This is a genomic window from Streptomyces sp. NPDC002730, from assembly GCF_042888805.1.
Classification (GTDB): domain Bacteria; phylum Actinomycetota; class Actinomycetes; order Streptomycetales; family Streptomycetaceae; genus Streptomyces.
Map to the genome: position 1 here is coordinate 231,725 of NZ_JBIAQG010000009.1, position 16,144 is coordinate 247,868.

The following is a 16,144-nucleotide window of genomic DNA, read 5'->3' on the forward strand; positions in this document are numbered from 1 at the left end:
CCGCGGCCGGCCAGTCGTGGGCCACCACGGCGACGGGCGACGCGCGTGTTCGATGACGGCATGGGCGACATGGCCGATGTGCGGGCCCCGGCGGACCGCGCGACCGGGCCGCGACATCCGGGGTGCGCCTCAAGCCGGGACCTGTGGTCCCCCGGTGGGCACCTGATGGCCCTCGCGTGTGGCGGGCGGTGTGGCGAGGCTGATGGGGCCGGTATGCCGGCGCTGTCACAGTGAAGGAGAGAGCCAAGATGCCTACGGCCCCCGCCCCCCATGCCCACGGGCGTATGCCCGTAGTCGCCGGAGTCAGCCAATCCGACGCAAGCAGAACCGGCCTTGCCTGGGCCTCCGACGAAGCCGCGCTGCGGCAACTGCCGCTGCGGCTGGTACACGCGCTGGAATGGCCGCCGGGAGCAGACCCCGACCCCCACGTCCCCCACCCGGAGCGCACCTGGAGCGCCCATTTCCGGTCCGGCGGAGAGGCGGTGCTGCGTGAGGCTGTGGAGTTCGTCCACGCACGCCATCCGGGCTTGGAGGTCGAGGCGCGTTCCGCTGACGGTCCGCGAGCCCGGGTGCTGGTGGAACAGGGTGCAGAGGCCGCTCTGTTGGTGGTGGGTGCGAAGCGGCTGAACGTGGCGGAGCAGCTGTTCACCGTATCCCCCCTTGGGGTCACCCTCACCGCCCATGCCGGGTGCCCGGTAGTGGTGGCCCGCGAACCCGAGCACGCCGTCGACGAGCCGCCCCTGGTCGTCGTGGGGGTCGACGGGTCCGCCAATTCCCGCGATGCCATGGCGTTCGCCTTCGAAGAGGCCGCGGTGTCCGGGGCTCGACTGCGGGCGGTCATGGTGCGCTACCTGCATCGCGAGCGGGCGGTAGGCGGCGAGCGGGCCGATGTCGAGAATCGCTCCAGGACCGAGCTGTCGGAAGCGACAGCGGGCTGGCGGGAGAAGTACCCGGAGGTGGAGGTCGACTATCGGGTGAGGTATGGCCACCCGGCGCGGGCTTTGGCCCACACGGCCGCAAATGCGCGGTGCCTGGTGGTCGGGTCCCGCGGGCTCGGCGGCTTTCGCGGCATGCTGCTCGGCTCGGTGAGCCACGTGCTCCTCCATCAGGCGACCTGCCCTCTGATCGTGGTGCCGCCGCGGGAAGGCATAGCCGCATACTGAACGTCCTACAGCGACTGCGGGCACCTCCCGGAGGCCGGGTGAGGCGTGCTCAACCTGACGGGGCGGGGTCGTAACCTCCGGCAAGGAGTGGACCGACGACGGTGAGGTCTATGAAGTGCACTCCCCAAAACGACGCACTGCCAAGGCCGCGCGGCCCGTGCCGGCTGAGTGCCGGATCTGGTCCGCAACTGCTGGTCAGGAGTGGGAGATCGGTGGGAGGAGTTGGGATGGTCGACGCAATCCGGGCTGCATTGCAATCGGACAGCGCAGAGGGCGCCTGACGGGCGGCAGCCCAGTTCAGGCGCCCTCTTCTTGGCCCTAGAAGAAGCCGAGCTTCTTCGGCGAGTAGCTCACCAAAAGGTTCTTCGTCTGCTGGTAGTGGTCCAGCATCATCCTGTGGTTCTCGCGGCCGATCCCCGACTGCTTGTAGCCGCCGAACGCCGCGTGCGCCGGATAGGCGTGGTAGCAGTTCGTCCAGACCCGGCCCGCCTGGATGGCGCGCCCTGCCCGGTAGGCGGTGTTGATGTCCCGGGTCCACACGCCCGCGCCGAGCCCGTACAGCGTGTCGTTCGCCGTTTTGATCGCGTCGTCGAAGTCCGAGAAGGACGTGACAGCGACGACCGGGCCGAAGATCTCCTCCTGGAAGACCCGCATACGGTTGTCACCCTCGAAGATCGTCGGCTGCACGTAGTAACCACCTGCCAACTCGCCGTCGTACTCGATGCGTTGACCCCCCGTCAGGATCTTCGCGCCTTCCTGCTGGCCGATGTCCAGATACGAAAGGATCTTCTGGAGCTGGTCGTTGGAGGCCTGAGCGCCGATCATCGTGTCGGTGTCCAGCGGGTGGCCGGGCACGATCTTCTCGGTGCGGGCGATGCCCGCCTCCAGGAATTCGCTGTAGTGCCCGCGCTGGATCAGCGCACGCGACGGACACGTGCACACCTCGCCCTGGTTGAGGGCGAACATGGTGAAGCCCTCGAGCGCCTTGTCGCGGAAGTCGTCGTCCGCCGCCCATACGTCGTCGAAGAAGATGTTCGGCGACTTGCCGCCGAGTTCCAGCGTGACCGGTTTGATGTTCTCGGAGGCGTACTGCATGATCAGCCGCCCCGTCGTGGTCTCGCCGGTGAACGCGATCTTCGCGACGCGCGGGCTGGAGGCGAGCGGTTTGCCGGCTTCCACGCCGAAGCCGTTGACGATATTGACGACGCCCGGCGGCAGCAGATCGGCGACCAGGCTCAGCCAGAAGTGGATGGACGCCGGGGTCTGCTCGGCCGGCTTCAGTACCACCGCGTTGCCCGCCGCCAGCGCGGGCGCCAGCTTCCAGGTCGCCATCAGGATAGGGAAGTTCCACGGAATGATCTGTCCCACGACGCCGAGCGGCTCATGGAAGTGGTACGCGATGGTGTCGTCGTCGACCTCGCTCAGCGAGCCCTCCTGGGCGCGCAGAGCCCCCGCGAAGTAGCGGAAGTGGTCGATGGCCAGCGGGATGTCCGCGGCCAGCGTCTCCCGTACCGGCTTGCCGTTCTCCCAGCTCTCGGCGACCGCGAGCTGCTCGAGGTTCGCCTCCATCCGGTCGGCGATCTTGTTGAGGATCCCCGCGCGTGCCTCGGCGGAGGTGCGGCCCCAGGCGGGCGCGGCGGAGTGCGCCGCGTCGAGGGCGCGTTCGACGTCCTCGGCGGTGCCGCGGGCGACCTCGGTGAAGGGACGGCCGTTGACCGGGCTCGGGTTCTCGAAGTACTGGCCGCCGGCCGGGGGGACGTACTCGCCGCCGATCCAGTGGTCGTAGCGGGACTGGTACGAGACGATCGCGCCGTCGCTGCCCGGCGCTGCGTATCGGGTCATCTCCATGGCCTCCCGGTGAGGGTGCCGCCCGCCTTTGGACGGCGCTCGCCGTGAGGCTAGGAGCCCGGACGTTGCAAGCAGGTTGCGGATCAGACCGAAGGATCGGACCGAAGGATCGGACCGAAGGATCGGACCCAGGGTTCGGACGGAGGCTCGGAGCGACGGATCAGCCGGGTGTCAGGTCGCCTTGATCATGTCGGCGCACTTCTCGCCGATCATCATCGTGGTGATGCACGGATTGACCGTAGACAGGACCGGCATCACGGACGCGTCGGCCACCCGCAGCCCGCTGACGCCCTTGACCCGCAGTTGCGGATCGAGCGGCGAGTCGGCGTCGTCCGCCGCGCCCATCCGCACAGTGCCCGCCGGGTGGTAGACGGTGTTGTGCGTCTCGCGGATATAGCTGAACAGTTCTTCGTCGGACTGCAGCGCAGGGCCCGGAGCGAGCTCGGTGCCCGCCCACTCCGCCATCGGCGCCTTCGAGACGATCTGACGGGCGAGCCGCAGACCGTACGTCATCACCCGGATGTCGTGCTCGTGCGTGAAGTACCGCGGGTCGACCTTCGGCTTGTCCCGGAAGTCGCGGGTGCGCAGCCGCACCGTACCCATGGACCGGGCCCGGGTGACGTTCGGGGTGAGACAGAAGGCGTTGTCGGACGTCGGGTATCCGCGCCGGTAGGTGTTCAGGTCGAACGGCACCGAGCCGTAGTGGAACATCAGGTCCGGCCGGTCCAGGCCTGGTTCGGTGTCCGCGAGGATGCCGATCTCCCACCACTGCGTGGAGGAGGTGACCATGGGCTGCTTCGCCTCCCACATGATCACGCCCTCCGGATGGTCCTGCAGACGCGAGCCGACGCCGGGCGAGTCCACCCGCACGTCAACTCCGCAGTCCCGCAGATGGTCCGCCGGTCCGATTCCCGAGAGCATCAGCAGCTTCGGCGAGTCGATGGCCCCGCAGGAGACGATCACTTCGCGGCGCGCCGTGACCGCGCCGCTGTGAATCGTGTCGGGCTCCAGGTACTCCACGCCGGTGCAGCGCCGATCTCCGGTGAACACCAGCCGCTTGGCCTGCACATCGGTACGCACCTCCAGGTTCGGCCGCTTGCCGAGGACGGGGTGCAGATACGACACCGAAGCGGACGAACGGATGCCGTCGGGACGGCAGTTGATCTGGAACCAGTGTGCGCCGCGCATCACCGTGACGCCGGTGTTGAACGGGGTCGTGGGGATGTCCGCAGCCGCGCAGGCGGCCAGCAGTGCCGTTCCGCACGGGTCGTTCGGCGGGACGGTACGGATGATGACCGGGCCCGAGCGGCCGTGGTGCTCCCCGGGCGCGTCATTGGTCTCCAGGCGCTGGTAGAGCGGGAAGCAGTCCTTGGCGCTCCAGCCCGTACAGCCCATCGAACCCCACTCGTCGAGGTCCTCGGCCGGCGCCCAGAAGGCGATGCAGGAGTTGTGCGAGGAGCAGCCGCCGAGCACCTTGGCGCGGGCGTGCCGCAGAAAGCTGTTGCCGTTCTCCTGCGGCTCCACCGGGTAGTCCCAGTCGTAACAGGAGTCCAGCAGAGCCATCCACCGGTCGAGCCGGAGGATGCTGTCGTCGCCGACGTCCGACGGACCGGCCTCCAGTACACAGACGCTGACGTCAGGGTCCTCGGTCAGTCGCGCGGCGATGACGGCGCCGGCCGTGCCGCCGCCGACCACCACATAGTCGAACTCGTGGAGGGGGCTGTCTGCAGGCATCGCATCTCCAGGATCGGTGGGACAGGAGGACCGAGGGGATCTCCAGGATCGGGGGAGTCAGGAGGTGGCGGCGGTCGGCGGTTCGTCCGCGAGCACGGCGCGGTGCTCGGCGAGCACGCCCGTACGGTGCCGCTGGACGAACCAGTAGTAGGCGAAGCCGCCGAGGGCGACCACGCCGACGAAGAGGAACGCGCCCCAGCGCAGATACCAGTGCTGCGGTCCGGTCGCGTTGTAGACCTCGGCGCGCGGCCAGGCGAGGTTGAGCGACATGGCCGCGCCCCACAGCACCGCGAGGATGTTGACGGGCAGCCCGAGCTTGCCGAGTGAGAACTTGCCTTCGACGGGCTGCCACTTGCCGCGCAGACGCCGGACCAGCATCGGGGCGGTGACCAGCAGATAGGCCACGTAGATCATGATGATGGCGATGCTGGTGATCACCGAGAAGATCTGTGGCTGGTTGATGTTGATGACCAGGATGAAAACACCCACCACACCGATCACCACGGCGGGCACCACCGGTGTCTTGAAGCGTGGGCTGACCCGCGCGAGCAGCGAACCCGCCGGCAGGTTGTTGTCCCGGGCCATCGCGAACATCAGCCGGATGCCCGCGGCCTGCACGGCAAGTGTGCAGACCGTGATCGCGACGACCACGCACCACAGCACGATCTCGCCGATCGTGGAGCCGAGCGTCACCAGCACGACGTACTGCAGACCTTCCGTGGAGAGCTGCTTCGCGAACAGGTTCGGCACGGCCATCAGGGCGAAGAGCAGGATCAGCCCGCCAATGATGAAGGACGCGATGAGGGCCCGCAGGATGGCGCGGGGCGCGTTGCGGCTCGGATCGTGCGACTCCTCGCCGAGCGACGACGCCGTGTCGAAGCCGTACATCACATACGCGGAGGCCAGCGAGGCGGTCAGGAACGCGCCGAAGTAGCCGAGGGGCTGGCCGCTGCCGAGTCCGTAGGTCTCGGTCAGGACGGTGCTGGGGCCACGGGTGATGTGTGCCGCGAGAAGGATGATCAGGGCGACGGCGGCGATCAGCTCGATGAACACGCCCGCCGAGTTGATGGTCGCCATGAGTTTGACGCCGAAGGCGTTCACCAGGGTGGAGAAGAGGATGAGCACCGTGCCGAGGAGAACGGCGTTGGCGGCCGCGTCCGTCTTGCCGCTGCCGTCACCCACGAACTGGAACCAGTCGTCGATGCGCGGCAGTGTGATCTGGTAGGCGAGGACCACCGCGGAGAGCGTCACCATGGTGGCCGTCATCATCATCCAGCCACCGAGCCAGCCGATGTGCGGACCGCCCATGCTCTTGGCCCAGTTGTAGACGGACCCGGCCACCGGGTAGCGGGCGGCGAGCTCGCAGAAGCACAGGGCCACCATCAGCTGGCCGACGAAGACCATCGGCCAGGACCACCAGTACGCGGGGCCGCCGAAGGCGACACCGAAGTAGAACAGCTGGAAGGTGCCGGTCAGGATGGAGATGTAGCTGATCCCGGCGGCGAAGGTGTGGAAGTTGCCGAGGGTGCGCTTCAGCTCCGGGCGGTAGCCGAGCTCGCCGAGCGCGTCGTCATCGTGCTGGCTCTGCGTCCTGGCGGCGCCGGCGGGGTCCGGCCCGCCGCCGGTCTCCGTACTCATTCGAACCACCTCTGCGGACGCGGCGCGAGGTTGCGCCAGACGTGCTTGGCCTCCCGGTATTCGGCCAGTCCCGTCGGACCCAGTTCGCGGCCGATACCGGACTGCTTCATACCGCCCCACTCCGCCTGGGGTACGTACGGATGGAAGTCGTTGATCCATACGGTTCCGGCTCGCAACCGCGAGGCCACCCGGTGTGACCGGTCGACGTCCTGCGACCAGACCGCTCCGGCCAGCCCGTAGACCGTGTCGTTGGCGAGCGCGACCGCCTCCTCCTCGTCGCGGAACCGTTCGACGGTGAGTACCGGGCCGAACGACTCCTCGCGCACCACGGACATGCCCGGTGCGCACTCGTCCAGCACGGTCGGCAGATAGTAGAAGCCGTCCCGCAGCGCGGGATCCTTGGGCCGCGCTCCGCCGCAGCGCAGCACCGCGCCCTCGGCCAGTCCTGCCGCGACATACGCCTCGACCTTCTTGCGGTGCTCGCCGGAGATCAGCGGCCCGGTGCGGGCGTTCTCGTCGAACGGGCCACCGAGCCGGATCTCCTGGGCCTTGGCCACCACCGTGTCGACGAACCTGTCGTGCAGCTCGTCCTCGACCAGCAGTCGCGCCCCGGCCGAGCAGACCTGGCCGGAGTGCAGGAAAACCGCCATCAGGGCGTAGTCGACCGCCGCGTCGAAGTCGGCGTCGGCGAACACGATGTTCGGGTTCTTGCCGCCCAGTTCCAGCGCGATCTTCTTCACGGTGGGGGCGGCGGCCGCCATGATGCGGCGGCCGGTGACAAGACCGCCGGTGAACGACACCAGGTCGACCCGCGGATCCTCACTGAGTGGCGCGCCCACGGCGGGCCCCGCGCCCAGCACCAGGTTGGCGACCCCGTCCGGCAGCCCGGCCTCGGCCAGCAACCGCATCAGGATGATGGCGGTGTGCGGGGTCAGCTCGCTGGGCTTGAGCACGAAGGTGTTGCCCGCGCCGAGCGCCGGGGCGACCTTCCAGGAGGTCTGCAGCAGCGGGTAGTTCCATGGAGTGATCAGTGCGCACACGCCGACCGGTTCGTGCACCACTCTGCTGTCCGCTTCGGGGTTGCCGGTCTCGACAATCCGGTCGGTGCCGCCCGCGGCCGTCAGATTGCCGAAGTAGCGGAAGCAGTTCGTGATGTCGTCCATGTCGTACTCGCTCTCCACGAGCCGCTTCCCGGTGTCCAGGGATTCGGCGCGGGCGAGTGCGTCCTTGTCGCGTTGCAGGAGATCGGCGACGCGCAGCAGCAGCCGGCCGCGCTCCGCGGCCGGAGTGCCGGGCCACGGTCCCCGGTCGAAGGCGTCACGGGCCGCGGCGATCGCCGCGGCGGCGTCTTTCGGCCCCGCCTCGTCGACGGTCGCGACGAGGGTGCCGTCCGCGGGGCAGCGGATGTCACGAACCTGCCCGTCGACCGCGGCGGTCCACTTACCGCCGATGAACAGCTCCGGCATGGGGGGGCTCCCTCCGGTTCGGATGGGCGGGCGCCGGACAGGGGCCCGGCCGGGTCATGCCCTGTGGCGCTCCACCACATGACACTGCTCCACCACATGACACTAAGGAGATCGGCCCGTGATCGCAGTGCGGGAGCCGTCATCCGGTGGTGAAATGTCGAAGCCTTCATCCGGTGGTGAAAGGGGGTACGGAATGATCACTGTCCGTGTGTTCGAATGTCGGCCGGGTCGTGCCGTGCGGCAGCGGTCAGGAGCCCTGCCAGCCGTCGAGTTCTTGTACGCGCGCGAGCGCTGACGGACGCTGCCGTACGGGCAGTACGGAGGCAAGCGCCCGCCATACCGCGAGGTCGTCCTCACCCCACGGGCTGTACGCCCAGTCCGCCAGCAGCCCCGGATCGCCGCGGGCGATCAGTGCCGCCCGCAGCTGGTCCTCCAGACGGCGCCGCAGCCGGGTCACCGCGGGAGCCTGCGAGGCGGGCAGGAGGGGACCCGCGTAGGCGCTCAGCGCCCCGGTCACCGCCCCCGAGGCCAGCCGGCGCGCCACAGTGCCGAAGTCCGCGTCGACCGGCACGGCCAGCCGGTACGGGCGCGAGCGCAGCAGCTCAGGACCCAGCAGGCCGCGCAGCCGGGAGAGCTCGGCCCGCAGCGTGACCGGGGTGACCGACTCGTCCTCGTACAGCTCCACCAGCAGTTCGTCGCCGCCGATACCTTCCGGGCGCCGGGCGAGCACCACCAGGATCTCGCTGTGCCGACGGCTCAGCCGCACCTTGCGCCCGCCCGCCACCAGCAGCGCCTCGTCCCGTCCCAGTGCCGAAAGCCGCATACGGTCGGCCGCGGGCGGCGGGGCAAGCAGCGCAAGCTGCGACTCGGCGGCCCGCGCCACGGCCCCGACGAACGCCAGACTGTGCGGGTGCGCCAGCCGGTCGCCGCCGGTGATGTCCACCGCACCCAGCACCCGCCCGGTGGCCGGGTCGTGGATGGGGGCCGCGGCACACGTCCAGGCCTGCACCGGCCGTCGGAAGTGCTCGGCGGCGAAGACCTGGACGGGCCGGTCCACCGTGATCGCCGTGCCCGGGGCGTTCGTCCCGGCGACCGCCTCGGCCCAGCGGGCGCCCGGCACGAAGTTCATCCGGCCCGCCATCCGGCGGGTGGCCGAAGGCCCTTCGACCCACAGCAGCCGGCCCTGCGCGTCGCAGACCGCGACCAGATGCTCGCCGTCCCTCGCGTACGCCCCCATCAGCTCCCGGACCAGCGGCATCACCCGCGCCAGCGGATGGCTCTCGCGGTACGCCCCCAGATCGTCGCCGTCCAGCTCGACTCCGGCGGTACCCTCCGGGCTGACATGCGCGCGGGCCGAACGCCGCCAGGACTCGGCCACCACGGAACGCACCGGCCGCTCGACCCGGCCCGCCGTCAGATACGCGTCGTACGCCCGGCTGAGCGCGGCGAGCCGCTCCGTCGGATCCGCGCCGGACTCCAGGGCCACCCATGCGTCGCTCAACTCGGCCTCCCGCGCCCATCGTGACCCCATCCGGGAGGACCGACAAGCGTCCCCGCATCAGACGCAGTTGACCAGCTGGATGTAGCGCACCCAGTCCCACAGCGGACCGGGGTCGGTGTGCGTGGCGTCCGGCACCTCGCAGTGGCCGATGATGTGCGCCCGGTCCTTGGGGATCCCGTGGCGATCGCAGACCGAGGCGGTGAGCGCCGCCGACTGCTCGTACATCGCCCGCGTGAAGTACTTCGGCTGGTCCACCCAGCCCTCGTGCTCGATGCCGACGCTGCGGGTGTTGTAGTCCCAGTTGCCGGCGTGCCAGGCGACGTCGCTCTCCCCTACACACTGCGCGACACAGCCGTCCGCGGAGCGGACCACATAGTGCGCGGAGACCCGCTTCGCAGGGTTCTGGAAGACCCTGAGGGTGTCGGTGAAGCCCAACTGGGCGACATGGATGACCACATACTCGACGGGATACTCCGAAGGGCGGTCGGACGCTGTGCAGTTGGCGGTCGAGGCCGGTGCCCAGCGGGCCGGCGGATAGTCGGTGTCGGCCCTGGCCGCGGCATGTGCGCGGGCGGCGGGCAGCAGTACACCGGTGGCGGCCGCGGCGGCGGCGCCCCGGAGCAGTCCTCTGCGGTTCACGGGACTCTCCTGGTGGGGGGTTTCAGTGGCGGGGCAGGCAGTAAGGCGGCGACCTCCCGCAGATGACGGTGGAGGCCGCCATGAGGATCTCCCGCCGGCAGCCACTCTTTGCGGATCTCGGCGACACAGGGGTAGTTGGTGTCGCGGACATGGGCGAGCGGAGCCCCGCCCGCCTGTGTGATCAGCTGGTACGCGTCGAGCCGGGACAGCCCGTGGTCGCGGGCCGGCCACTGCACCAGGTCCAAGCGCTCACCGGAAGAGAAGCGGCGACGGAGGCCGCAGGCGCCATCGCCGTGCTGCTGTGGAAGACAACCTCGCGAGGTACGGGCCGTGGCCCAAGTTGACGGAGAATGGCCGCATCAACTGCCATTGATATGAACGGCAGTTGATGGTCGATGTCAACCGGTGGTCAGTCGCGCAGCGGCCGCGGCAGCCGGACGTACGTCACCGTCGTCTCGATGCCGCTGTCCACCAGGCGTCCCCGCGCGTCGAAGGCCTCGGGCCCGTCGGTCATCCCGAAATCGTTGTCGTTGATGAGCGCGAGCGTGTTGCGGCCCACCAGCGCGATGCCCTCTACCTTGCCGGGCACGCCCGCGACCTTGCCGAAGTCGACGACCAGGCTCTTGCGGAGCACGGGCACGCCCGCCGCCGAGGGGTCCTCGAGCTGCTCGTACGACGGGGAGGTCGCCGTGTCGTCCCACGTACCGCCCAGGATGCCGCCGCCGCGTGGCAGGGTGACCCGGTGCAGCCGGGACGTCTTGTCGGTGCGCTCCTGCACAAGGAGGCTGTCGCGGCCGATCGCCACCACCGACGAGATCTTGAGCTCCGAGGTGTCGTCCTCGCTCGGGTCGACCACGTCCACCGCGTCGAAGCGGTAGGCGTACTCCGCCGTCACCGCGCGCTTCCTCGGCGAGAATCGCAGCAGCCGCGCGTTGCGCGACGCTTCGCCCGCATTCGCGTCCGGCACGGACAGCGGGCTCTGCACCGCCAGCACCAGGTCGCCGCCCGGGAGTTGGGTCAGTCCCTCGAAGCCGCGGTTGGTCTTGCGCTGGAGCAGAATGCCGGGCAGAGCCTCCACGACCGGATAGCCGGCGCCCGTCAGCTTCAGCCCCTCGGGCACGTACCGCGCCAGAACCCTGCCGCGGGCGGAGACATGCACGAGGGACGGGCCGTACTCGTCGGCGAGCCAGAAGCTGCCGTCCGCGGCACGCACGATGCCCTCGGTGTCGAGGCCATTGGCGTCGTACGAGAGCGGGGTCTTCGCGTCGTACGTGTACGGGGCCTCGTCGCGCGAGGCCTGGTTCGGCAGCCCGGTGACCGGCTTGCCGGACGGCGTGGTGACCGGGATCGCCGTGATCACCTGCACCTGGTTTCCGGACACCCGCACCTTCACGATCGCCGGATCGAACCCGGGGACGGGGAAGGTGCGGCGCTTCTTGCCGTCCAGCTTGATCTGGCCGTTGGGCCCGCGGTCGGTCACCGTCCAGAACTCGCCCTTGCGGCCCGCCGGGTAGAGGTCGCTGCCGATCCCGCCGAGGTCGACGCCGCGGTCGTCGGCGACCGTGCCGGGCAGCAGTGCGTTGCTGAACCGCCCCAGCGGGATGTCCCCGAGAGTCGCTGTCGCCACCACGCGCGGAGCCCGCTGCTCGCTGCCGTCATGACCCGGCACGCCCGTGGCGGTGCCCGCCACGGCGATCGCCGCGAGCAGAGCGATCGGCAGCCCCATGGCGAAGGAACGGCGAACGGTGCGCTGCTGGTGCGCGTGCGGGGACATCGGGCCTCCTGGCCAACAGATCATGTGACAGTGGCCAGGCTGAGCGCTCCTCCCGAACGTGATGAGACGGCCGGATGAACACCGCCTGGCGCACTGTCAACACGCGTGCGACACGGTTCGTTCAGCCCGTCTCGCCCAGCACCTCCGCCAGCGCCGCCGCCGGATCGTGGTCCGCGGGACCGGCCGGGGCCCAGCGGCCGCGCTCCTTGCGGTACGGCCACCAGCGGCCGTCGCGGCCCACGCGCAACTGCGCCTCCGCCCCCACCACCGTCCAGCGGCCCGAGCCGCCCGCCCGCAACTGCGGCCGTTCCGCCTCTTCCCAGGCGTCGGAGAGCTGTGTCCGCGCCCGTGCCAGCACCTCCGCCTCCGGTGTCCACTCCTCCTCGAGTACCGAGAGGCCGGCCGCACCGCCGTACCGCCAGGCGCGCACGGCCAGGTCCAGCTCGGCACGCTGCCGGTCCGTGCCCGCGGCGAGACGTCCCGCGACCGCCGGTCCCGGCGCAGCGGCGGACAGCCGTACCGCGTCCTGATCCAGTGTCAACTCCGCTTTCAACGGCTGCTGTTCATGACCGGGTGAGAGAGCCTCCGACAGCAGCCGGTGCGCCCGCGCCGCCGCATCCGCGGCCAGGAACTCCAGCGCCGCGGCGTCGATACCGGGCGCCGGAGCGGTATCCGTGTCCAGCGTGGGCGGCCGCCCGGGCTCGTCGGGCAGCGGCGGAGGAGCCGGCAGCGGCGGCAGGATGTCCCGCGCCGCGAATGCCTCGTCGGCCCGCACACCCTCGGACGTCCGTGCCTGGCCGACCTCCTGCTCCGGCTCCGCCCCGGCCGCCCGCGCCACACTCCGTATCTGCAGCTCGTCAAGGAGACGACGCTCCCCGCGCCCCCGCATCAGCAGCAGCACGAACGGATCCTGGTCAAGGAGACGCGCCACCTGGTAGCAGAGAGCCGACGTGTGCGGGCAGTGGTCCCATGCCTCACAGCTGCACTCGGGCTCCAGGTCGCCGATGCCGGGAAGCAGGTCGACGCCGGCGGCCGCCGCGTCCTCCACCAGATGCGGCGGCATCTCCCGGTCGAGCAGCGCGGCGATATGCCCCGCCCGGTCGACCGCCATGTTCAGGAAGCGGTCCCACTCCTCCTCGCTCAGCTCCTGCAGCAGCACATCGCTGCGCTGCGCGGTGCCGTCCCGGTCCCGTACGACGGCAGTGATCCGCCCGGGACGTACCGACACCGCACCGACCGCACCCTCACGCGCGTGCCTGCGGCCCTTCTTCAGCTGCCCGCCGTCGAGCGCCGTGTCCTCCAGCGCCTTGAGCCACGCCCGGCCCCACCAGGTCTGTGCGAAACCCCGGCCGTGCTCCGGCGGCAGCGCGTCGAACGTGCGCTCCATCTCGTCCCTGCCGCTCATCGGCCGCTCCCTCGCAGCTCCACCAGATCCGCCAGCTCGGCGTCGGTCAGTTCCGTCAGGGCGGCCTCGCCGGAGCCGAGGACCGCGTCCGCCAACTCCCGTTTGCGCGCGAGCATGTCGGCGATCCGGTCCTCGATGGTGCCCTCCGCGATCAGCCGGTGGACCTGCACGGGACGGTGCTGACCGATGCGGTGGGCACGGTCGGTGGCCTGCGCTTCGACGGCGGGGTTCCACCAGCGGTCGTAGTGCACGACATGTTCGGCCCGGGTGAGGTTCAGTCCGGTACCCGCGGCCTTCAACGACAGTAGGAAGACGGGCACTTCACCGTCCTGGAAGCGGTTCACCATCGCCTCGCGCGCGGCGATCGGCGTGCCCCCGTGCAGGAACTGCGTGCGTACGCCGCGTGCCGCCAGATGCTGCTCGAGCAGCCGCGCCATCTGCACGTACTGGGTGAAGACCAGCACGCTCGCGTCCTCGGCCAGGATGGTGTCGAGGAGTTCGTCCAACAGCTCCACCTTGCCGGAGCGGCCGGCGATCCGCGGCGGCGTCTCCTTGAGGCTCTGCTCCTTCAAATACTGCGCCGGGTGGTTGCAGATCTGCTTGAGCGCGGTGAGCAGCTTCACCACCAGACCGCGCCGTTCCATGCCACCGGCCTCCGAGATCGCGGCGAGGGTCTCCCGTACGACCGCCTCGTACAGACCGGTCTGTTCCTTGGTCAGTGACACGGCCCGGTCGGTCTCGGTCTTGGGTGGCAGCTCGGGCGCGATACCCGGGTCGGACTTGCGCCGGCGCAGCAGGAACGGCCGTACCAGCGCGGCCAGTCGCCGGGCGGCGGCCGGATCGTTGCCGCCCTCCACCGCCTGCGCATAGCGCGTCCGGAAGGTGCCGAGTTTCCCGAGCAGCCCAGGTGTCGTCCAGTCGAGGATCGCCCACAGCTCGGACAGGTTGTTCTCCACCGGCGTGCCGCTGAGCGCGACGCGCGCCTTCGCACCGATGGTGCGCAGCTGCCTGGCGGTGGCGGAGTACGGATTCTTGACGTGCTGCGCCTCGTCGGCGACGACCATGCCCCAGGACACCTGGCCGAGCTTCTCGGCGTCCAGCCGCATCGTGCCGTATGTGGTGAGCACGAATTCCCCGTCCGCCAGGGCGTCGAGACCGCGCGAGGCGCCGTGGAAGCGGCGTACGGGTGTGCCGGGCGCGAATCTCTCGATCTCGCGCTGCCAGTTGCCCATCAGGGACGTCGGGCAGACGACGAGCGTGGGGCCGGCTGCCGATGTGTCGGTCTGCCGGTGCAGATGCAGCGAGATGAGCGTGATCGTCTTGCCGAGTCCCATGTCGTCGGCGAGACAGCCGCCGAGGCCGAGCGACGTCATACGGTTCAGCCAGTTGAGGCCGCGCAGCTGGTAGTCGCGCAGGGTCGCGGCGAGCGCCGCGGGCTGTCCGATCTCCTGCTGTCCGCCCTCGGGATCGGCGAGCCGGTCGCGCAGCCGCGCCAGCCATCCGGACGCCTGTACGTCGATGCGGCGGCCGTCGACCTCGGTCGTGCCGGTCAGTACGGCGCCGAGCGCGTCGACCGGAGTCAGCTTGCGGTCCTGGCTCTCGCGGGCGCGCCGAGCTTCCTCCGGATCGATGAGCACCCACTGGTCGCGCAGGCGGACGACGGGGCGGTTCGCTTCGGCGAGCCGGTCCAGTTCCGCCCGGGTGAGCTGCTGATCGCCCAGCGCGAACCACCAGTTGAAGGCAAGTAGCGCGTCCGCGGACAGAAAGGACGGCAGCCCGGAATCGTCCCTCTGTGGAGCCTTGCCGTCCTCCTGTCCGGGTCCGGGCTCCTCGGGCGGGCCGATCACGGCGCGCGCGGTGAGCTTGCGCGCCATCTCCTTCGGCCAGTGCACCTGGACGCCGGTCGCCGCGAGCGCCCTGGCCGCCTCGCCGAGCAGTTCGGTGACCTCCTCGTCGGCGAGCTCGATCGCGTCCGGCACGGCGGCATGGAGCAGGGGAGTGAGCGGCGTCCAGGCGCGCGCGGCGCGACGCAGCGCGAGCAGGGCGTCCATCCGGGCGCGCGGCCCGAACGCCGCATCAGGGCGGTCTGCCCCGGCCCATACCTCGGCGGCGTCGGCGACGAGCGTCGGATCGCTGACGCGGTGCATCTGCAGGACGGCACGGAAGACGGGCCCCGCGCCCTCCGTGTCCGCCTGCGCAAGACCCGGCAGCTCGATGCGCAGGGAGAGCCGTACACCCGCGTCATGGCCCGCGGCGACGTCCGCCGCCCAGGCACGCTGGTCGGGAAGGCGCTGCGGCTCGTGTGCCGCGAAGGCCGGACCGCCTGCCGCGATCGCGGCCGCCGGCGTGCGCGGCAGACCGTCAGCGACCGCGTCGAGGAACGCGCGCAGCAGTCGCTCCGGCTCCGGCAGCAGCAGAGGATCGGCTGTCTCCTCCAGCGGCACGCAGTGCGCGGCGGGGGGCATCAAGGCCGCGAGCGTACGGACCCGCTCCAGGTCCTGGGGCGTCAGCGGCCCGAGCCGCCAGGCGTCGTGATCGGTGGCGGTGAGCCCCGGCAACAGCAGCCCGCGTGCGACGAGTTGGAGGGCGAGGATGGTCGCCGCGCCCCAGAAGGCCGTCGCCGGCGAGGCGTTCGCCGAGGCGCGGGCCCTGGTCAGGACCGGCAGCGCGACCCGTACGGGCAGCAGCAGTGCCGATACGGCATGCGGGCGGGCGTCGTCCGCGACCACGGTGAGCGGCTCGACGGGACCGGGCGCGGCCGGGAGTGCGCCGCCGTCGGGACGCCAGAAGGCGATGCGGCCGGCGCGGGCCGGGTTCCCGGGCACGAAGACCGCACAGCAGCGGATGAGTTGGTCGAGGGCGAGGTCGCGTTCGGGTTCGGGTTCGGGTTCGGTGGTCGGAGAGAGCGTTGCCGCGGGGAGCCTGTGCACAGCGATGACGCATTCCTCAAATTTGACTACTGCGGACCGGAGCCGC

11 protein-coding genes are annotated in these 16,144 nt (G+C 70.4%); 1 reads left to right on the plus strand and 10 read right to left on the minus strand.

The annotated features are described in order from the left end of the window. Nucleotides 1-248: 248 nt before the first annotated feature. On the plus strand, nt 249-1,163 hold the full coding sequence (locus ACFYXH_RS23730; RefSeq protein ID WP_389566279.1) for a universal stress protein: 915 nt from the start codon (nt 249-251) through the stop codon (nt 1,161-1,163). A 318-nt stretch (nt 1,164-1,481) separates the two neighbouring features. Here ACFYXH_RS23730 and ACFYXH_RS23735 read toward each other — a convergent pair whose 3' ends face one another. The 10 genes from ACFYXH_RS23735 to ACFYXH_RS23780 form a co-directional block, all read right to left on the minus strand. Then, nucleotides 1,482-3,005, minus strand: coding sequence for an aldehyde dehydrogenase family protein (locus tag ACFYXH_RS23735; protein ID WP_389566282.1), 1,524 nt, complete (start codon nt 3,003-3,005; stop codon nt 1,482-1,484). 177 nt (nt 3,006-3,182) lie between these two features. Next, nucleotides 3,183-4,745, minus strand: a complete 1,563-nt coding sequence (locus ACFYXH_RS23740) for a GMC family oxidoreductase (protein ID WP_389566284.1) — start codon at nt 4,743-4,745, stop codon at nt 3,183-3,185. Nucleotides 4,746-4,802: 57 nt separating this feature from the next. Continuing rightward, nucleotides 4,803-6,383 (minus strand): APC family permease, encoded by a 1,581-nt coding sequence (locus ACFYXH_RS23745; RefSeq protein ID WP_389566287.1) that lies wholly within the window; start codon nt 6,381-6,383, stop codon nt 4,803-4,805. Further along, nucleotides 6,380-7,849, minus strand: a complete 1,470-nt coding sequence (locus tag ACFYXH_RS23750; RefSeq protein WP_389566289.1) for an aldehyde dehydrogenase family protein — start codon at nt 7,847-7,849, stop codon at nt 6,380-6,382. Before ACFYXH_RS23750 ends, ACFYXH_RS23745 begins: the two co-directional genes overlap by 4 nt. A 247-nt stretch (nt 7,850-8,096) precedes the next feature. Further along, nucleotides 8,097-9,350, minus strand: a complete 1,254-nt coding sequence (locus tag ACFYXH_RS23755; protein ID WP_389566291.1) for a GAF domain-containing protein — start codon at nt 9,348-9,350, stop codon at nt 8,097-8,099. 57 nt (nt 9,351-9,407) lie between these two features. Next, nucleotides 9,408-9,989 (minus strand): N-acetylmuramoyl-L-alanine amidase, encoded by a 582-nt coding sequence (locus tag ACFYXH_RS23760; RefSeq protein WP_389566294.1) that lies wholly within the window; start codon nt 9,987-9,989, stop codon nt 9,408-9,410. Further along, complete coding sequence (locus ACFYXH_RS23765) at nt 9,986-10,234, minus strand: hypothetical protein (RefSeq protein ID WP_389566297.1); 249 nt, start codon at nt 10,232-10,234, stop codon at nt 9,986-9,988. The genes ACFYXH_RS23760 and ACFYXH_RS23765 overlap by 4 nt, the downstream gene beginning before the upstream one ends. Before the next feature lie 164 nt (nt 10,235-10,398). After that, on the minus strand, nt 10,399-11,763 hold the full coding sequence (locus ACFYXH_RS23770; protein ID WP_389566300.1) for an esterase-like activity of phytase family protein: 1,365 nt from the start codon (nt 11,761-11,763) through the stop codon (nt 10,399-10,401). A 121-nt stretch (nt 11,764-11,884) separates the two neighbouring features. Then, nucleotides 11,885-13,168, minus strand: coding sequence for an SWF or SNF family helicase (locus ACFYXH_RS23775; RefSeq protein ID WP_389566303.1), 1,284 nt, complete (start codon nt 13,166-13,168; stop codon nt 11,885-11,887). After that, nucleotides 13,165-16,098, minus strand: coding sequence for a DEAD/DEAH box helicase (locus ACFYXH_RS23780; protein ID WP_389566306.1), 2,934 nt, complete (start codon nt 16,096-16,098; stop codon nt 13,165-13,167). The genes ACFYXH_RS23775 and ACFYXH_RS23780 overlap by 4 nt, the downstream gene beginning before the upstream one ends. Between the last annotated feature and the right edge of the window lie 46 nt (nt 16,099-16,144).

Bases quoted from the DNA above. Each gene is read 5' to 3' on its own strand.
- ACFYXH_RS23730 (WP_389566279.1), top strand. From the start codon at position 249: ATGCCTACGGCCCCCGCCCCCCATGCCCACGGGCGTATGCCCGTAGTC.
- ACFYXH_RS23735 (WP_389566282.1), bottom strand. From the start codon at position 3,005: ATGACCCGATACGCAGCGCCGGGCAGCGACGGCGCGATCGTCTCGTAC.
- ACFYXH_RS23740 (WP_389566284.1), bottom strand. From the start codon at position 4,745: ATGCCTGCAGACAGCCCCCTCCACGAGTTCGACTATGTGGTGGTCGGC.
- ACFYXH_RS23745 (WP_389566287.1), bottom strand. From the start codon at position 6,383: ATGAGTACGGAGACCGGCGGCGGGCCGGACCCCGCCGGCGCCGCCAGG.
- ACFYXH_RS23750 (WP_389566289.1), bottom strand. From the start codon at position 7,849: ATGCCGGAGCTGTTCATCGGCGGTAAGTGGACCGCCGCGGTCGACGGG.
- ACFYXH_RS23770 (WP_389566300.1), bottom strand. From the start codon at position 11,763: ATGTCCCCGCACGCGCACCAGCAGCGCACCGTTCGCCGTTCCTTCGCC.
- ACFYXH_RS23775 (WP_389566303.1), bottom strand. From the start codon at position 13,168: ATGAGCGGCAGGGACGAGATGGAGCGCACGTTCGACGCGCTGCCGCCG.